At 43.2% G+C, this 15,607-nt stretch carries 11 protein-coding genes and 1 tRNA gene; 7 read left to right on the forward strand and 5 right to left on the reverse strand.

Annotated elements, in window-relative coordinates; all coding sequences use genetic code 11:
- Window positions 1–184 precede the first annotated feature (184 nt).
- Together OC23_RS03340 and OC23_RS03345 are read left to right on the forward strand one after the other, a co-directional pair.
- A complete protein-coding gene (locus OC23_RS03340; RefSeq protein ID WP_038342804.1) occupies window positions 185–1,543 on the forward strand; it encodes an amino acid permease in 1,359 nt (452 codons plus the stop codon).
- Window positions 1,544–1,612: 69 nt separating this feature from the next.
- Window positions 1,613–1,685 (forward strand) — tRNA-Arg (locus OC23_RS03345).
- Window positions 1,686–1,695: 10 nt separating this feature from the next.
- Here the strand turns inward: OC23_RS03345 and OC23_RS03350 are convergent.
- Window positions 1,696–2,682 carry a DUF6607 family protein gene (locus OC23_RS03350; protein WP_038342805.1) on the reverse strand — a complete coding sequence of 329 codons (987 nt, stop codon included), beginning with the start codon at window positions 2,680–2,682 and terminating at the stop codon, window positions 1,696–1,698.
- Between the two features lie 152 nt (window positions 2,683–2,834).
- Here OC23_RS03350 and OC23_RS03355 point away from each other — a divergent pair, with 152 nt between their 5' ends.
- Both OC23_RS03355 and OC23_RS03360 read left to right on the forward strand, forming a co-directional pair.
- Window positions 2,835–4,892, forward strand: a complete 2,058-nt coding sequence (locus OC23_RS03355) for a TonB-dependent receptor plug domain-containing protein (RefSeq protein WP_081407289.1) — start codon at window positions 2,835–2,837, stop codon at window positions 4,890–4,892.
- A gap of 21 nt (window positions 4,893–4,913) precedes the next feature.
- Window positions 4,914–6,146 carry an HmuY family protein gene (locus tag OC23_RS03360; RefSeq protein WP_038342806.1) on the forward strand — a complete coding sequence of 411 codons (1,233 nt, stop codon included), beginning with the start codon at window positions 4,914–4,916 and terminating at the stop codon, window positions 6,144–6,146.
- Between the two features lie 52 nt (window positions 6,147–6,198).
- Here OC23_RS03360 and OC23_RS03365 read toward each other — a convergent pair whose 3' ends face one another.
- The 3 genes from OC23_RS03365 to OC23_RS03375 all read right to left on the reverse strand — a co-directional run bounded on the left by OC23_RS03365 (window position 6,199) and on the right by OC23_RS03375 (window position 9,557).
- On the reverse strand, window positions 6,199–6,759 hold the full coding sequence (locus OC23_RS03365) for a phosphatase PAP2 family protein (RefSeq protein ID WP_038342807.1): 561 nt from the start codon (window positions 6,757–6,759) through the stop codon (window positions 6,199–6,201).
- 211 nt (window positions 6,760–6,970) lie between these two features.
- Window positions 6,971–8,080, reverse strand: coding sequence for a porin (locus tag OC23_RS03370; protein WP_038342808.1), 1,110 nt, complete (start codon window positions 8,078–8,080; stop codon window positions 6,971–6,973).
- 139 nt (window positions 8,081–8,219) lie between these two features.
- A complete protein-coding gene (locus OC23_RS03375) occupies window positions 8,220–9,557 on the reverse strand; it encodes a CitMHS family transporter (RefSeq protein ID WP_038342810.1) in 1,338 nt (445 codons plus the stop codon).
- Window positions 9,558–10,315: 758 nt separating this feature from the next.
- Between OC23_RS03375 and OC23_RS03380 the strand changes: the two genes are divergently transcribed.
- On the forward strand, window positions 10,316–11,776 hold the full coding sequence (locus OC23_RS03380; protein ID WP_038342811.1) for a coniferyl aldehyde dehydrogenase: 1,461 nt from the start codon (window positions 10,316–10,318) through the stop codon (window positions 11,774–11,776).
- 181 nt (window positions 11,777–11,957) lie between these two features.
- Here OC23_RS03380 and OC23_RS19620 read toward each other — a convergent pair whose 3' ends face one another.
- The gene (locus OC23_RS19620) at window positions 11,958–12,023 is read right to left on the reverse strand and encodes a hypothetical protein (RefSeq protein WP_413772395.1); all 66 of its coding nucleotides are present in this window, start codon (window positions 12,021–12,023) and stop codon (window positions 11,958–11,960) included.
- A gap of 554 nt (window positions 12,024–12,577) precedes the next feature.
- Here OC23_RS19620 and OC23_RS03385 point away from each other — a divergent pair.
- On the forward strand, window positions 12,578–14,071 hold the full coding sequence (locus tag OC23_RS03385) for an outer membrane protein transport protein (protein ID WP_038342812.1): 1,494 nt from the start codon (window positions 12,578–12,580) through the stop codon (window positions 14,069–14,071).
- A gap of 254 nt (window positions 14,072–14,325) precedes the next feature.
- Window positions 14,326–15,555: an OmpP1/FadL family transporter gene (locus tag OC23_RS03390; RefSeq protein WP_038342813.1), complete on the forward strand. Its 1,230-nt coding sequence runs from the start codon at window positions 14,326–14,328 to the stop codon at window positions 15,553–15,555.
- The last annotated feature ends 52 nt before the right edge of the window (window positions 15,556–15,607 follow it).

A 15,607-nucleotide genomic window follows, 5' to 3' on the forward strand; every position in this document is an offset into this window, starting at 1 on the left:
AAACAAGACGATCAACACACTGTGCAAATAAACAGCAACAATAAGTCAAAAAATAAAATAAATGATTGATTTTTAACTATATTTAAAAGCAACTTTCCAGTCATGGCAATGCTGTACTTTTACTAGTCGAAAATCAATCAATCTATTAGAATAATCCAGTTAATTCCTCGTCGAGCTCAGTCCTTTGAACAACGATTCTTCTCAACTTCAGCGTGGACTAAAAAACCGCCATATCCAACTCATCGCAATGGGTGGAGCGATTGGTACGGGCTTATTTTTAGGTTCTGCGCAAATTATCCAGTCTGCTGGACCATCGATTATTTTGGGTTATGCAATTGGCGGCCTGATTGTTTTTCTCATCATGCGTCATTTAGGTGAAATGATTGTCGAAGAGCCCGTTGCCGGTTCATTTAGTCATTTTGCCTATAAATATTGGGGTAAATTTCCGGGCTTTATCACAGGCTGGAACTACTGGGTGCTCTATATCCTTGTGGCAATGACTGAGTTAACTGCCGTAGGTAAATATATTAATTACTGGTGGCCGCAAATTCCCGCCTGGCAGTCGGTCTTGTTTTTCTTTGTCGTGATTACGGCAGTGAACCTGACCAATGTTAAATTCTATGGCGAATCAGAGTTCTGGCTAGCAATTATCAAGGTAACAGCTGTGGTTGCCATGATCCTGTTTGGCCTGTTTCTGCTGTTTACCGCAGATGCCAACTCAACGGCTTCTTTTAGCAATCTCTGGACTCATGGCGGCTTCTTCCCGAACGGCTTTGAAGGCCTGTTCTACATGCTGGCTTTCCTGATGTTTGCTTTTGGGGGAATTGAACTGATCGGGATGGCAGCGGCTGAAGCCAAGGAACCCAAGAAAACCATTCCTAAAGCGATTAATCAGGTGGTGATTCGTATTCTGGTCTTCTACGTCGGTTCTCTTGCTATTCTGCTGTCACTGGTGCCCTGGAACCAGCTCGATCTTGGCGGACTGGATAAAAGCCCGTTCGTGATGATTTTCAGCCAGATGGGCATTGGCTGGGCAGCTCATCTGCTGAACTTTATTATCCTGACCGCGGCATTGTCGGTCTATAACAGCGGAATGTATGCCAATAGCCGTATGGTCTTTGGCTTAGCCCAACAAGGCAATGCACCGAAGATCTTTACCAAGACCAACAAGCAAGGTGTCCCGGTTCCAGCCGTACTTCTCTCTGCATTCCTGATTTTCGGCTGTGTCTTGCTAAACTACTTTGTACCTGAAGATGCCTTAGGCCACCTGATGTATGTAGTGGTAGGTGCTCTGGTATTAAACTGGGCAATGATTAGCCTGACCCATCTAAAATACAGACAACATATCAAGGCTGCCCAGATCAAGACCTCTTATCCGGCGCTATGGTCTCCGTTCAGTAACTATCTGGTCTTGGCATTTATTGGCGTTGTGCTGTATATCATGTGGCAACAAGGCTTTAAAGAGTCGGTGCTGATGATTCCGGTGTGGATCGTGTTCATGTTTATTTTTTACAAGTTCTTAAACCGCCAGACTGAAAACTGACAATAAATCGGCTGACACAAAAAGTGATTGCACAAGCAATCACTTTTTTGTTTATAATCATAAAATTATGCGCTCATAGCTTAACTGGATAGAGCAGTTGCCTCCTAAGCGACCGGCGTGGGTTCGAGTCCCGCTGAGCGCATAGCCCGATTTTAATTGACCTTGCCTTCTACAAGTTGCTGGTTGAGTAAGGTTTTTGCCTGAGTTTGCAGCTGTTCCATTTTCATGTTCTTGCCTGCCACCGACTTTGCCTGATCATTAAAATAGCTAAAATGCGACTTCTCATTTTTTCCAGCGAATTTTAATGCCACGATCTGGTTCTGGTTAAATGCATTTGCCCAGGCTGTTCGGACAGCTCCCCAATAAGTCTTATTCTTGTTCCAGTAATCATACGCAGCCTTGAAGTCATGGCCTTCAACCTTGTTGTACTGGTTGACGCCCAGCTCGCGGGCAAGCGGTGTATTACTACGGGTATCGAATTTAATATTGTCTTGCTCATGCACCCACCCGGTTGCAGTTAAGGCATGCCGGTTGATCCCGATAATCACATCATAGTCATTACGCGTTGTATGCTCACGGCGCGGTAACGGACGATAAGTTTCATTCGATATCCATTCAACAGCACCATTGTCTTTGCTCCATACGCCCAGCCCGGCATAACGCGGAGAATCATCTACCTGCCAGACGGTCTGTAACCATTTGCCTTTACGCTCTTCAGGCTTTAAATCAATACTTTTCCAGCGATAATCACCAATGTAGCTCCACATCCTGGCCGGTTCATATTCCCAGTCCTGACGCCAGTGCTTCACCACATGCCCATCGGCAACCAGAATATGCTGTAACGAAACTTTATCCGGTGTATCGGCCAGAACCATAACGGTTTCATAACCGCTAGACAGGTCATCTTTTTTAATTTTATAGTCCGGTTTAAGTGAATAAAGCTCTTCAAAGCGAAAATCGACTTTGTATTCCCCGGCCATTTTCAGGATGGCCTGACGGGCCTGTTCCTGGGTCAGCTGCTGATGCAAGGATTGCTGCTGTAAAGCATCTGCCAATTTGACTGGCTGTTGTGCAGCATACACACTGCTGATCCCCATCATCAATGCAGTCACAAAACCATAAGATAACTTAAGCTTCATATAAAAAATCTCAACTTGACGCTAAATTACTGAATCAATTAAATAAAGCAACTTCCCCTCGTTCAGTTGCCTGTATCTTTTTGAAATAAACCTGTTAAGCATTGTAAATTAATGTGAGAATGATTACCATTTAAATTATGGAATAATTTTCATTGCGATTAAATATTGTGAATACACGTTCTCCTCAGCCGGCTTCTCAGCCCAGTTTTTTATTTGCTTCCCTTTTGGCCGCAGGTCTGGTTTCCCCTGCTGCTTATGCAGCCGAATCACCAGCCGACACAGCCACTACCGCTCCGTTGCATGTACTCGATACCATTGTGGTCACGGGAACACGCTCAGAAAAAAAATTAATAGACAGTCCGATCCGGACAGAAATTATTGATGCACAAGAATTAAAAAGAACCAATGCCACCACCTTGAAAGATGCACTGGAAAATGTTCCCGGCATCCTGTTACGCGAAATCCATGGCAAATCCGGTTATGAAATTTCCTTGCAAGGTCTCAGTAGTGATCAGGTACTGGTATTGATCGATGGCCTGCCTCTGGCAGCCAGTACCAGCTCGACTGTTGATCTGGAACAGTATTTAGTCGCCGGGGTTGAACATATTGAAGTGATCAAGGGGGCTGCCTCGGCCCAGTATGGTTCATCGGCAATGGGAGGTGTCATCAATATTATCACCAGAAAGGTTCAGAATGGCGTTGCCATTTCCGGACAGGTCGATATCGGGACTTATGGCAAACAGAATGCGAATGGTAAAAGTACCTCGATCAACAATCACCATCAGAAAGTCAGCATTGAAGCTGCCAATGCCAGCCTGAAGGGTCGCCTTATGGCTGACCGTTTTAGTAACCATGGCTTTGCGGTCGAACCGAAAGACTATCCTCAACAAGGCGATGAGCAAAAACGACAGCAATATGCCTTTTACGGGGCATGGCAGCCTTCTGATCAGTTTATGCTGTGGGCAGATTTCAACGAATATAAAGAAAAAGACCAGCAACGCAGCCTGAATTTCGTTCCGCCGTTTTATTTAAAACAATACAAAATTGAGGATATCGAACGCCAACGTTTCAGTGCAGGTTCACAATTTAACTTGCCTAAAAATACCAGTCTCGAGTTAAAAGCCGTTCATGAAACCTATGACTCAACCTCAACACAAACCCTGGATGGCTACCTGTCTGCTTTGAGGAACTCACATCAGGAAAATAATCATTTCAGCTCACAACTCAGCTTACCTGAATGGAACAGGCAAAACTGGCAACTGGGCTATGACTGGCATGAAGAAAAATTACAGCAACGCAATAACGGTAAAATCGAGATGCAAGGCGGCTCCGTAAAACGGGATCGTCATGAGCTCTATGTACAAAATGATGTGCATCTCGTACAGAATGTTGATGCGGTGCTGGGCTGGCGTTTCCAGAATGATGATGATTTTGGCGATCACAATGCCTTTAAGTTCAGTACGAAATACCGGTTTTATGATCAGCATGACCTGCTCGCCGACCTGCGCTTCAGCTATGGACAGGGCTATCGTGTACCGAATTTAAAAGAAAGGTTTTACTCTTTCGACCATAGTCACCTCGGCTATATTGTCATTGGCAACCCCAACCTGAAACCGGAATCTTCAGACAGTTATCAGGTCGGGCTGAACCTGATACAGAAAGAACACTGGAATGCCGATATCAACCTGTTCTGGAACGATGTCAAGGACCTGATCCAGATCGACTATGACAATGCCTCAACACGAAATGGCATTACCCAGTATAGCTATAGCAATGTTGCCAAGGCCGAAACCAAAGGCATTGAAACCTCGGCCAAATGGTATCTGACCCCTTATCTGGCCCTGAATGGTGCCTATACCTATACCGAAGCCAGAGATAAAACCAGCAATACCCTGCTCACACGACGCCCTAAACATATTGCACGTCTAAGTGCCGATTATGCCCTGAACGATCAACTGGATCTGACCTTGCGCGGCCGTTATCAAAGCAGCGAATACGGCGATAGCAACAATCAACAACAATCGCCAGCCTGGGTGACTTTTGACTCGCAGGTGGACTATCGCATTAACCGCTACGTCAGCGCCTTTGCAGGTATCGACAATATATTGAATGAACAACGTAATTTTTCTAGCGCTGTAGATTACCGCCCGGTTGCCGGACGTTATACCTACATGGGGCTTCGCTTTAACTGGAACAGTGACCTAAAATAATCTTCAAAGGATCAATCAAGAATGTCTCAACTCAATTTAGCCAAGCTGTTTGCTTTAAGTACCTTAAGTGGCCTTCTGATCGCTTGTGGTGGTGGCGGTGACGGCTCATCTGGCCACAATGGAAACGGCAATCCACCGCCAGCCAACAGTACCGATCTGTTTAGCCTAAAAGGCAAGCAATGGAGCATAACACCAACAGCAAATCAAACGTACTGTTATGATATTGATACTCAGGCCGAAGTTTCCTGTAGTGGCAATGACTGGGATCTCAAGTTTGCCATGGGCACGCGCACCCCGTTGCTGTTTAGCAACAGCGGGGTCAGTGGCTCGGGGAATGGCGGGGTGCTCTATTCGCCTTTTGATGCGACCTGGGCAAATCTGTCTAAAGAAAAAGATGCTACCCAAGGCGGCAGCCTGCCGGCACAGGCATGGAGTTTAGATGCTTATAGCAATGCCTTTATGGATAGCGCATCAGGTAACAATAGCTTCTTTGAATATAACCTATTTGGTGATCACCGCATGTCACCAAACTTTAAAACCTTCCTTGTGACGACCGATTCAAGCTCCAAGGCCGTGATCGGTACCTACGAAAAACCGGTGTTTGCAGTACAGATTTATAATTATTACCAAGGCTCAACCTCAGGTTATATTTCAATCCGTTATATCAATACCCAGCAGCCTTATGATATCAAGACCTTGACGATTGATGCGACACAAGGCTGGAATTATGTTGATCTCACTACAGGCATGAGCTCAAAAAATGCAACCGGACCATGGCAACTCGCCTTTAACCGCTATAATGTCCAGCAGAATCAGGGAGTCGGTAGCATGATTGCCTCACAACCTGCCGGATTCTATTCTGCCGATGGTCAACCGGTCATTGAAAAGTTCAAGGACAGTCACGCCTATGTCACAACAGAAACCGATCTGAAAGCCGCAGTCAACACCAGCAATATCAAATGGGGTTCTAACAGTATTAACTCCATTTTAAATCCGACGTTTAAGGGAGCATATCCTCAGAAACTTTCATATGGCTGGTACAACTATTATCCAACCTTAAGTGCAGCACAAGCAGATGGCCTGCAAGCAGCCCATATGCTGAAAGCCAATCCCGAGAGTGCAAGCCTCATCCGTGGCAATAAAGGCAACAGTTATGCACGGCTCCATTTGACCGATATTCACTATGCCGATCCTGCCAATGCCTCCAGCGCCACCACCTGGACCTTTGAACTGGATATCCAGCCTGCCAGATAAACCATAAAAAAACGGAGCATCTGCTCCGTTTTCGTTGAGGTATAACGCAAAACTAATCGATCACACGGATGGGACGGATACGTCTGATTCTTAACGTCATTTCTTTTACAGCATAATTGGTGGCAACAACCAGTAAAAAGCCAATGATAAAAGAACCCACGATATCGAAAGGAAAATGGACGCCTACAAAAACCCGGGATGCCCCAACGACCAGACTCACCACCAGACCTAGCACACCAATCTTTTTAAATCCGGCCAGCAGATAGGAAAAGGCAATGATTACAACCGTTAAAGTATGCTGACTCGGAAAGGAAGAGGTTGCACCATGTCCAATCAGTTTATCGCCTAAATGCAACTGGAATGGTCGAGGATGATGATAAAAAAATTCGATCAAATCACTTAATAGCAGTGACAACAAAACGATCAGCAAGGTTTTTGCAAATAGCCCCCCATAGGTCTTCCACTGCATGAGCAGCAAAAATACCAGAAAACTGATAAAAACCGTATTCAGGTCTTCTGCCAGAAAAATTACGATCTTGTCTAAAACAGGAAAATCCTTCGCAAAAGTATTTACGCTGTTAAACAAAGAAATATTTAACTCTTTAAAAATCATTTTCCGTCGCTATCCCTACTATCCATGACAGATTTATAGCGCCACCATACCGGGGGAAAGTGTAAGAATTATGAATTTTTATGGTTTATTTTTCTCAGATTTTCCGGCATTAACACGGGTCATGCCACATGGCTTGCCTGCTTGCAGCCCAAATAACATGGCCGAATAAACAGTCTCATTTTCCTCTATTTATTCAGCCTGTCCTTCACGTTTAAAACTTAAACTCTAACCCTGTACCGACTACAGGCTGCTTGTCTTTGGCACTCGCCTGCTCAAAGGTTGAATATCCGCCATAACCATAGACTTTCACCTGCTTATTGAATGAATAGTCTGTACCCACCAGCAACTGTTTGGCATCAAAGTCAGCTGCACCATTTTTAAAACTAGTTGAGTTCTGGCTATATTGAGCCTTGACTGCCCATTTCGACTGATTTGGCAGCTTGTATTCAGCACCGATTAACCAGCCTTGTGCATCATCAATATCAGTAGCCCCTTCATCATACCCCTTTTTTAAATTCACTTTAGAGGTTTGATATAAAGCTTTTAATGCCAGTCCTTCAATTGGCGTCACACGCCCAATCACACGTACCGTATCGGCTGCAGCAAATACCTCATCCACCTTAGTTTCTGTATCTTTGCTATTTAATAAACCATGTCCCAAGAAATCACTTGGAATTGCCTTATCATAACCGACACCAACAAGGAACATTGGATGGTTATAGCTCAATGAGGCAGACCAGGCATCTCCCAAACCACGCCCGGCCACATTCACTCCGCCATGCTTATCATCTTCAATGCCTTTGCTCTCGCCTGTTGCCAGTAATACACTTGCCTCCAGCTTGCCTTGATAGAATGCAATTTCAGGAGAATCATAAACTACTGCATTATTGACACGGTTCTCACCGGTCATAATCCCGGTAACGTCAGCTTTATTACTGATATAGTTATTGAAACTATCGACCGGGCTAGATAAATCCTTTAACGGTGTATTGTGTTTACCGACTTTAAGCGTACCAAAACGCTCATCTTTCAAACCAATAAAACGGTTGCGCTGTGACCAGTCTGTTTTATCACCATCCGCATAAAAAGCCCATTCAGCCAAATAAACCGCGCTCAGGTTTTCGGTTAACTTTTCTTCCCCCTTAATCCCGACAAATGAACTATTACTGTTCACTTTCCAAACATCACGGTTAGATGATTGGGCATTGATCTCGGGTAAATAGTCCAGACTGGCATCAATTTCACCATAGAATTTTGGTGCTGCAAAAGCAGAGCTTGCTGCAATACTCATCATTGTGACGAATAAAATCTTCATCTTCATTGTTGTCTTCCTAACCATCTCAAAAAAAATTAAAACAACCCTGTTTCGCTATATTCCAAACAAAAAAATAAATAAAAAGGATTCAAATCAAATGCTGTGCTTTTATATATGCCACATAAAAGCACATGAATAATCAGAGCTACAGATTATAAAAAGGAAAAACACCAAATATCAAAGCACTACCCATCAATACACAACAGGTAATAAATGCCCATTTCAAGGTGAATTTCTGATGATCTCCCATTTCAACTGCTGCCAGTCCGCATAATAGATAAGTTGAAGGAACCAGTGGCGATAATAAGTGGATCGGCTGGCCAATAATCGATGCACGCGCAATTTCAACAGGTGCAATGCCATAATGCGATGCGGCTTCCGCTAAAATTGGTAAGACACCAAAATAGAAGGCATCATTCGACATGAAGAAAGTTAAAGGCATGCTGAGAACACCAGTAATCGGTGCCAGATAAGGCCCGAGACTTGGCGGAATCACCGCAACGAAGCCTTTCGACATTGCTTCAACCATACCTGTACCGGATAAGATCCCGGTAAACACGCCCGCAGCAAAGATCACCCCCACCACAGCCAATACGCTATCTGCATGCATGGCGATCCGTTTTTTCTGCATATTGACACATGGGTAGTTCACCACCAGTGCAATACAGAAGCCCAGCATAAACAGGATCGACATTGGCAAAATCCCTTTCACCAAAGAAGCCATCAATACCAGTGTGAGAATACCGTTAAACCAGCGTAAATGAGGACGTTGTGCTTCTGGATCTTTTGAAATGGAGATATTATCTGCATGGCTAATATCGACCAGTTCAACCACGCCCAGACGTTTGCGCTCATATTTGCCATAGAGATAAGCAAGGAAGAACAACCATGCGGCCGCAATCACCATGGATGGAATCATGGGAATAAAGACTTCACTTGCATCCACCTGCAGCGCACTGGCAGCACGTGCCGTTGGACCACCCCACGGCGTTAGGTTCATCACACCGCTACAGAGCAGCATCAGGCAGGTCATGATTAATGGATTCATGCCCACACGCTTGTACAGTGGCATCATTGCCGCGACACAGATCATATAGGTGGTGGAACCATCACCATCTAACGACACAAGCAAGGTTAAAAAGACCGTTCCCAGCGTAATTTTTAATGGATCGCCTTTGACCTTCTTTAAAATCCATCGTACTGAAGGATCAAATAAACCCGAGTCAATCATTAAGGCAAAATATAGAATGGCAAACAGCAGCATGACACCCGTTGGAGCAAGCTTTTTAATACCATCCAGCATGGTATTTCCAAGCTCAGCCAGCTGAATATGACTCAGACTTTCAAAATAGAAACCTAAGCCCCAGGCAATAATAGCGAAGATAAAAGGGATTAAAATTAATGCAACCAATGCACTGAGACGTTTTGACATGATCAAGTACATGAAACACATGATCATGCTGATACCTAAAAAAGTCAGCATTTAAAGCAATCCTTAGCCTGATAAGTTTTTTTTATGGGTAAATACCTTACCCGAATTCAGCACAGATTCTATGCGATTTAACTTTATACAATTCATTTAATTTTATTATATACCTAACGCACTCATTCACATGAAAAATGATTTAAAATTCAGTTTAAAAGAAAATAGTTAATAATATGATTTTTAAAAATTTATATATTTATTTAAATTTAAATAAGCTTTTTCAATGACCTATATTCAATAAAATAATGTCACATTATGGTGCATTTTTTGATTAAAAATTAACTTATTCTGATAAATGATAATTAAAATAAATATCATTCATTGATCTTAAAAAAATATACTGAGTAAAATATAATCTGCATTTACTCTCCTCAACATCATTCTGGATTATAATCCCAACGTCACCAGATAAATAGTCAAAATTGCATATATTGAGAATTTTACTTCTTATTTAAGCGGCACTTTCTTATTTTTGCTTGACCAATATTCATTTTATGAAAGATCTGCCAGTCTTGAAGCATGCGACCCGACAGCGCCCGATTAACCGGTTTATCTAAGGGTCTTTTGCCGATGTATTATACCGGCAGTGTTGTCTGGCCTATTCAGATCAAACTGCTCCCGTTTACGCTTTTTCACCTTAATGCCTTGCTGATTCAGGCATAATAATGGCACTTTTTGTTGGCCTCTGTTCGGGTCAACCATAAAACTTATTGATTATTAAGTCTCTTCTATTAATAAACATGAACGGAGCAACAATGACACTTCTACAAACACAACAATTTAATGATGCTGCATCCGAACACATGCATACCGTTTTCCGCCAACAACGAGCTGCCTTTGACGCAACGCCCTATCCGGATTTAGAACATCGCCGTTCAAAAATATCTGCCATCAAGAAACAGGTCATCCGTTATCAGGAAGTCATTGCCAATGCCGTGAATACCGATTTTGGCTCAAGATCTAAAGATGAAACCAAACTGCTTGATCTGCTGGGGCTGGTTCTGGAAGCCGAACATGCAATTCACCATGTAAAACACTGGATGCGCCCAAGCAAACGTCATACAGAATTATTGTTTTTATCGAACCAATTGCATGTGCAATACCAGCCTAAAGGCGTAGTGGGAGTAATTGTCCCCTGGAATTTCCCGGTTTATCTGGCCCTTGCACCATTGATTATGGCAATTGCTGCAGGCAACCGGGTAATGATCAAATTATCTGAAGTTACCCCGGCCACCAATGCGGTTATCAAACGTATGCTGGCCGAGATTTTTGCCGAAGATGAAGTTGCCGTTTTTGGTGAAGAGATTGTAGATCCAGCCCAGTTTACAGCCTTGCCGTTTAATCACATTATATTTACCGGCTCGCCAGCGATCGGCCGTGTAGTGATGCGTGCCGCAGCAGACCACCTGACCCCTGTCACCTTAGAACTGGGAGGAAAATCTCCAGCCCTGGTCAGCCGCAACTATCCGTTGGCAGATGCAGCAAAACGGATCTTGCACGGCAAGGCCACCAATAGCGGCCAGATCTGCGTGGCTCCCGACTATGCGCTGGTACCCAAAGAAAAGGTAGATGCCTTTGTTGCTGAATGCCAGTCCAGCTTTATGACCATGTATGGGGCCGGTTTTAGCAGTAACAGCAATTACACCTCGATTATAAACGAACGGCATCTTAACCGTTTGCTGGATATTCTGGAGGATGCCAAGGCCAAAGGTGCCGATGTGATTGTGTGCGGCGAATATGACCGGACCAGAGATGCACGGCGCATGCCGGTCCATATTGTGCTCAATTGCACCCCAGACATGCGCATTCTCAAAGAAGAACTGTTTGGCCCAGTGCTGCCGGTAGTGGCCTACGATACTTTAGATGAGGCGATCCAGTATATTCGTGCAGGCGAAAGACCACTGGCTTTGTACTGCTTCAGTCTGGATGCCCATGAACGCGATAATATCCTGAAACAGACCCACTCCGGTGGTGTAACCATCAATGACTGGGGCTGGCATGTTGTCAATCACGATGCACCTTTTGGCGGTATTGGCAACTCAGGTATGGGAACCTATCATGGCGAAGAAGGCTTCCGCGAGCTTTCACATGCAAAAACAGTGTTTGCACGTCACCGTTTCTTTCCTACCCAGCTGTTCTACCCGCCTTATGGTACCTGGGTACAAAAAATGGCATTACGTTTCTTCTTAAAACAGGGTGATCCGGATTTAAAATAATTCTTTTAATCTTAAAGAGAGCCTGATGCTCTCTTTGCATTTTCGCTTTAAGACCGGCCCGGAAAACCTAGTCCGATGCCTGCAAAGATCAAAGTATCGTGAGGGTAAATGGCAGAACCGCCAATCTTGCTCCTCAGCTTTTTGACTACAATGCGAAGACAATCAGTGTCCTGTTCATGGCTCATGCCCATGATCCGGTCATGATCTGTTTTTGGGGCACGATCTGGCCTGGGTGATGAACCAACACGGCCAGAAACTGAAATTCTTTTGTAGTTAAAATATAACACTCATCCCCGCTAGCAGTGAGCTCCTACAGCCCATTCATTTAAAAACAGGTCATCTGAACATAAAGATAGACCAACTGAAGTGTCTATATTGAGAAAAGCAGCTGGCGTAAATTTTGTGTAAAATTATTCGAAATTGTGCGAATGCGTTTAAAAATTTACCAAAAGTGAAAATATGGAGAAAAAAATCTCATTTTTTACAAAAAATCTTTGACCAAATAAAAATCTTTTTTTTGAAAACGGCAAACATAAATGATTATTATTTTAAAATAATAATTTATATTTTTCATTGCATTACCAATAAAAACACATATGTATATAAATTTTTTAAGTTTTATTTTTATCCAGTTTCAAAAAAAACGGGATACTACACAGTTCATTTAGAACATTTACTCTTATTTTAATTATGGTATTTTTGTTACATGAAGTTATAGCCAATCACGATAGATAACGTTTTTGTTGTCCGATCATAGCTTCTTAACACTTAAGAATCTTGAAGTTCAAGGAAAGATTAACAATGAAACTAAAACATCTTAGCACTGCAATGATTTTAGCAACGCTACCTGCAACTGGAGTATTTGCAGCTGCGTTAGACCGTTCAGGTCAATCTATGTCTGCTTTTTTACAGCCGGGTAACTATTTTGAAGCGGGGATTTCTGTTCTAGACCCAACAGTTAAAGGTCAGGAAGCAGGTACATCACAAACTAAACGTAAAATTGGCGATATGGGTGATGACTATTATTTCCCAAGCGCAGCCTTAAAACTTCAACTCACCGATAAATTCTCTTTTGGTCTACTGTATGACCAGCCTTATGGTGCAGATGCACAATACACAGGAAATAACGTTTTTGTATCCAATCCTGGTACAGATACCGTTTTACCCCAGGATCGTTTAGATGCCCTAGCAGACGCAGGTAAAGCGAAAGTTGCTGCTTATATGCAATCAGATGCAGCAAAACAAGCCATTGGCGCTTTAATGTCAAAAGGGATGACTCAACAAGCTGCGACTCAGGCGGTACTTGCTGAGGCTAGCAAACCATTGCTCGCTATGCAAAAAGGTCTTGCTGATGCCAATGCATCTTTAGGTGTGGGCAATACTGCTGTAGAGGTTGATACCCAGAATATTTCACTTGTGTTTGGCTACCAACCGATTCCAAACGTCAATCTCTATGCAGGTGGCGTATATCAAACTGTAAAAGGTAAAGTAAACCTACGCGGTACTGCTTATAGTATTTACAATGGTTATGATGCTGATATTAAAGAAACAGGCGGTGCTGGTTGGTTAGTTGGTGCGGCTTATCAGATTCCTGAAATTGCATTAAAAGCATCAGTCACTTATCGTTCTGAAATTGATCACAAAGTTAATATTAATGAAAAATTCTCAGTAACCTCAGCATTAACCAGTAATCCTGCTGTTCTTGCCGGTTTACTTGGTGTAACTCCTGAACAGGCATTAGCTCAAGCTCAAGCACTTGAAGAAGGTAGTGCTGGTAAAAAAACCAAAATTACAACACCTCAATCAGTCAACCTAGATTTCCAAACGGGGATCATGGCAAATACGGTTGCATTTGCAAATGTTCGCTGGGTGAACTGGAAAGACTTCGCAATTCAACCATATAAGTTTGGCTTATTATCCAAACAAATTGGTGGTTTAGTTGGCCGTCCAAATGGCTTTAATCTGGTTGAATATTCTGATGATCAATGGTCTGTAAACGCAGGTGTGGGCCGCAAGCTTAGCGAACAATGGGCAGGTAATGTCTCTGTTGGTTGGGACTCTGGCGCAGGTAATCCGGTAACTACCCTTGGTCCGACAGAAGGTTATTGGAATGTTGGTGTAGGTTTACAATATAGCCCGACTCCTGCAACCTTCATTGCAGGCGGTGTAAAATACTTCTGGTTGGGTGATGCAAAAGCACAAACAGGTGCTCAGGCAGGTGGTAATGATTACGTTGCGAAATTTGAAGATAACAACGCAATCGCTTACGGTTTGAAGATCGGTTATAAATTCTAATCCATCTCTAAATACACAAAGGCCATCTCCGGATGGCCTTTTTTTATACATAGATCATGAAGAAAATCAAAATCATAGATTAATAAGATCGGATTAACCCAATATTCGGAAACATCAAGATAAAATGTAAATGCTCAAGCACTTTTGGTGACCTTGCCAGTTCATTTATTGACATTTGTAAAATATTTAAGCGAATAAAAATTATGATACTTTTCGCGCCATTCTGTTACAAAGTGATTTGAGAGAACATATTAATGAAGCTGAATGCTATTCAAACGGCTCTTCTACTTAGCTTGGTTCCTACAACGACAACATTCGCCGCAGCACTGGATCGCTCAGGCCAATCAATTGCAGCTTTTTTACAGCCAAATAATTATTTTGAAGCGGGCATCACGGTTCTTGATCCGAACGTATCCGGTAAAGATCTCTCGCAAAATCATACGGGCAATATGGCGAACCATTATTACTCGCCTAATGCTGCCTTAAAAATTCAGGCAACCGACAAATTTTCAATTGGTTTGATCTATGACCAGCCTTATGGTGCCGATGCAGAATATACGGGTCATAGTAACTTTATCGAAAGCCGCCCTGTCCCGTTTAAAGGTGGCACATCAGTTACCGTAGATACTGAAAACTTAAACCTGTTATTCGGTTACCAACCGAACCAGAACTGGAACCTCTATGCCGGCGCAGTTTACCAAACGCTAGACAGTACCGTATTACTACGCGGTCAAAGCTATAGTGCGTATAGTGGCTATGATTTTAAAACAGGCCGTGATGAAGCTGTAGGCTGGTTAGCGGGTGTAGCTTACCAGATTCCTGAAATTGCACTTAAAGCCTCATTAACCTACCGTGCCAAAATCAAGCATGAAATGAATGCTTATGAAAAGCATGGTATTGCAGGCATGACAGGTAATGCTGGTTTTGATGCGGTTTTAAATAAAATCAATAATGCCGAAGGCGTAACAGAAATTACCACACCGCAATCGGTCAATCTCGACTTCCAAACCGGAATCATGAAAGATACAGTGGCATTTGCGAATTTACGCTGGGTGAACTGGAAAGATTTTGCCATTCGTCCGTATAAGTTTGGTGCTGCTTCAACTTTACCACCAATTATTGCCTCAACAGGTAAAAAAGACGGTTTTGATCTGGTTGCTTATACCGAAGATCAATACTCGATTACCGCAGGTGTCGGACATAAACTGAATGATCAATGGGCTGGTAATGTATCCGTCGGCTGGGACTCTGGTGCGGGTAACCCGGTGACGACATTAGGACCAACCGAAGGTTACTGGAATGTCGGCTTAGGTCTACAGTATAGCCCTGCCCCAAATTACTTTATTGCAGGCGGCGTGAAATATTTCTGGCTAGGTGATGCCAAGGCACAATCTGGCTCACAGTTTAATACCCCGGGTTATGTGGCTGAATTTGAAAACAATGATGCGATCGCCTATGGTCTAAAGATTGGCTATAAGTTCTAAGCAATCTCCCTTAACCCTGAGCCACGACTGAAGTAGCGCAAGGTTAAAAAGG

The organism is Acinetobacter sp. A47, from assembly GCF_000805455.1.
GTDB lineage: Bacteria > Pseudomonadota > Gammaproteobacteria > Pseudomonadales > Moraxellaceae > Acinetobacter.

Excerpts from the sequence above, each read along its gene's own strand:
- OC23_RS03380 (WP_038342811.1), top strand. The coding sequence starts at position 10,316 with ATGACACTTCTACAAACACAACAATTTAATGATGCTGCATCCGAACAC.
- OC23_RS03370 (WP_038342808.1), bottom strand. The coding sequence starts at position 8,080 with ATGAAGATGAAGATTTTATTCGTCACAATGATGAGTATTGCAGCAAGC.
- OC23_RS03360 (WP_038342806.1), top strand. The coding sequence starts at position 4,914 with ATGTCTCAACTCAATTTAGCCAAGCTGTTTGCTTTAAGTACCTTAAGT.
- OC23_RS03390 (WP_038342813.1), top strand. The coding sequence starts at position 14,326 with ATGAAGCTGAATGCTATTCAAACGGCTCTTCTACTTAGCTTGGTTCCT.
- OC23_RS03375 (WP_038342810.1), bottom strand. The coding sequence starts at position 9,557 with ATGCTGACTTTTTTAGGTATCAGCATGATCATGTGTTTCATGTACTTG.
- OC23_RS03350 (WP_038342805.1), bottom strand. The coding sequence starts at position 2,682 with ATGAAGCTTAAGTTATCTTATGGTTTTGTGACTGCATTGATGATGGGG.
- OC23_RS03385 (WP_038342812.1), top strand. The coding sequence starts at position 12,578 with ATGAAACTAAAACATCTTAGCACTGCAATGATTTTAGCAACGCTACCT.
- OC23_RS03365 (WP_038342807.1), bottom strand. The coding sequence starts at position 6,759 with ATGATTTTTAAAGAGTTAAATATTTCTTTGTTTAACAGCGTAAATACT.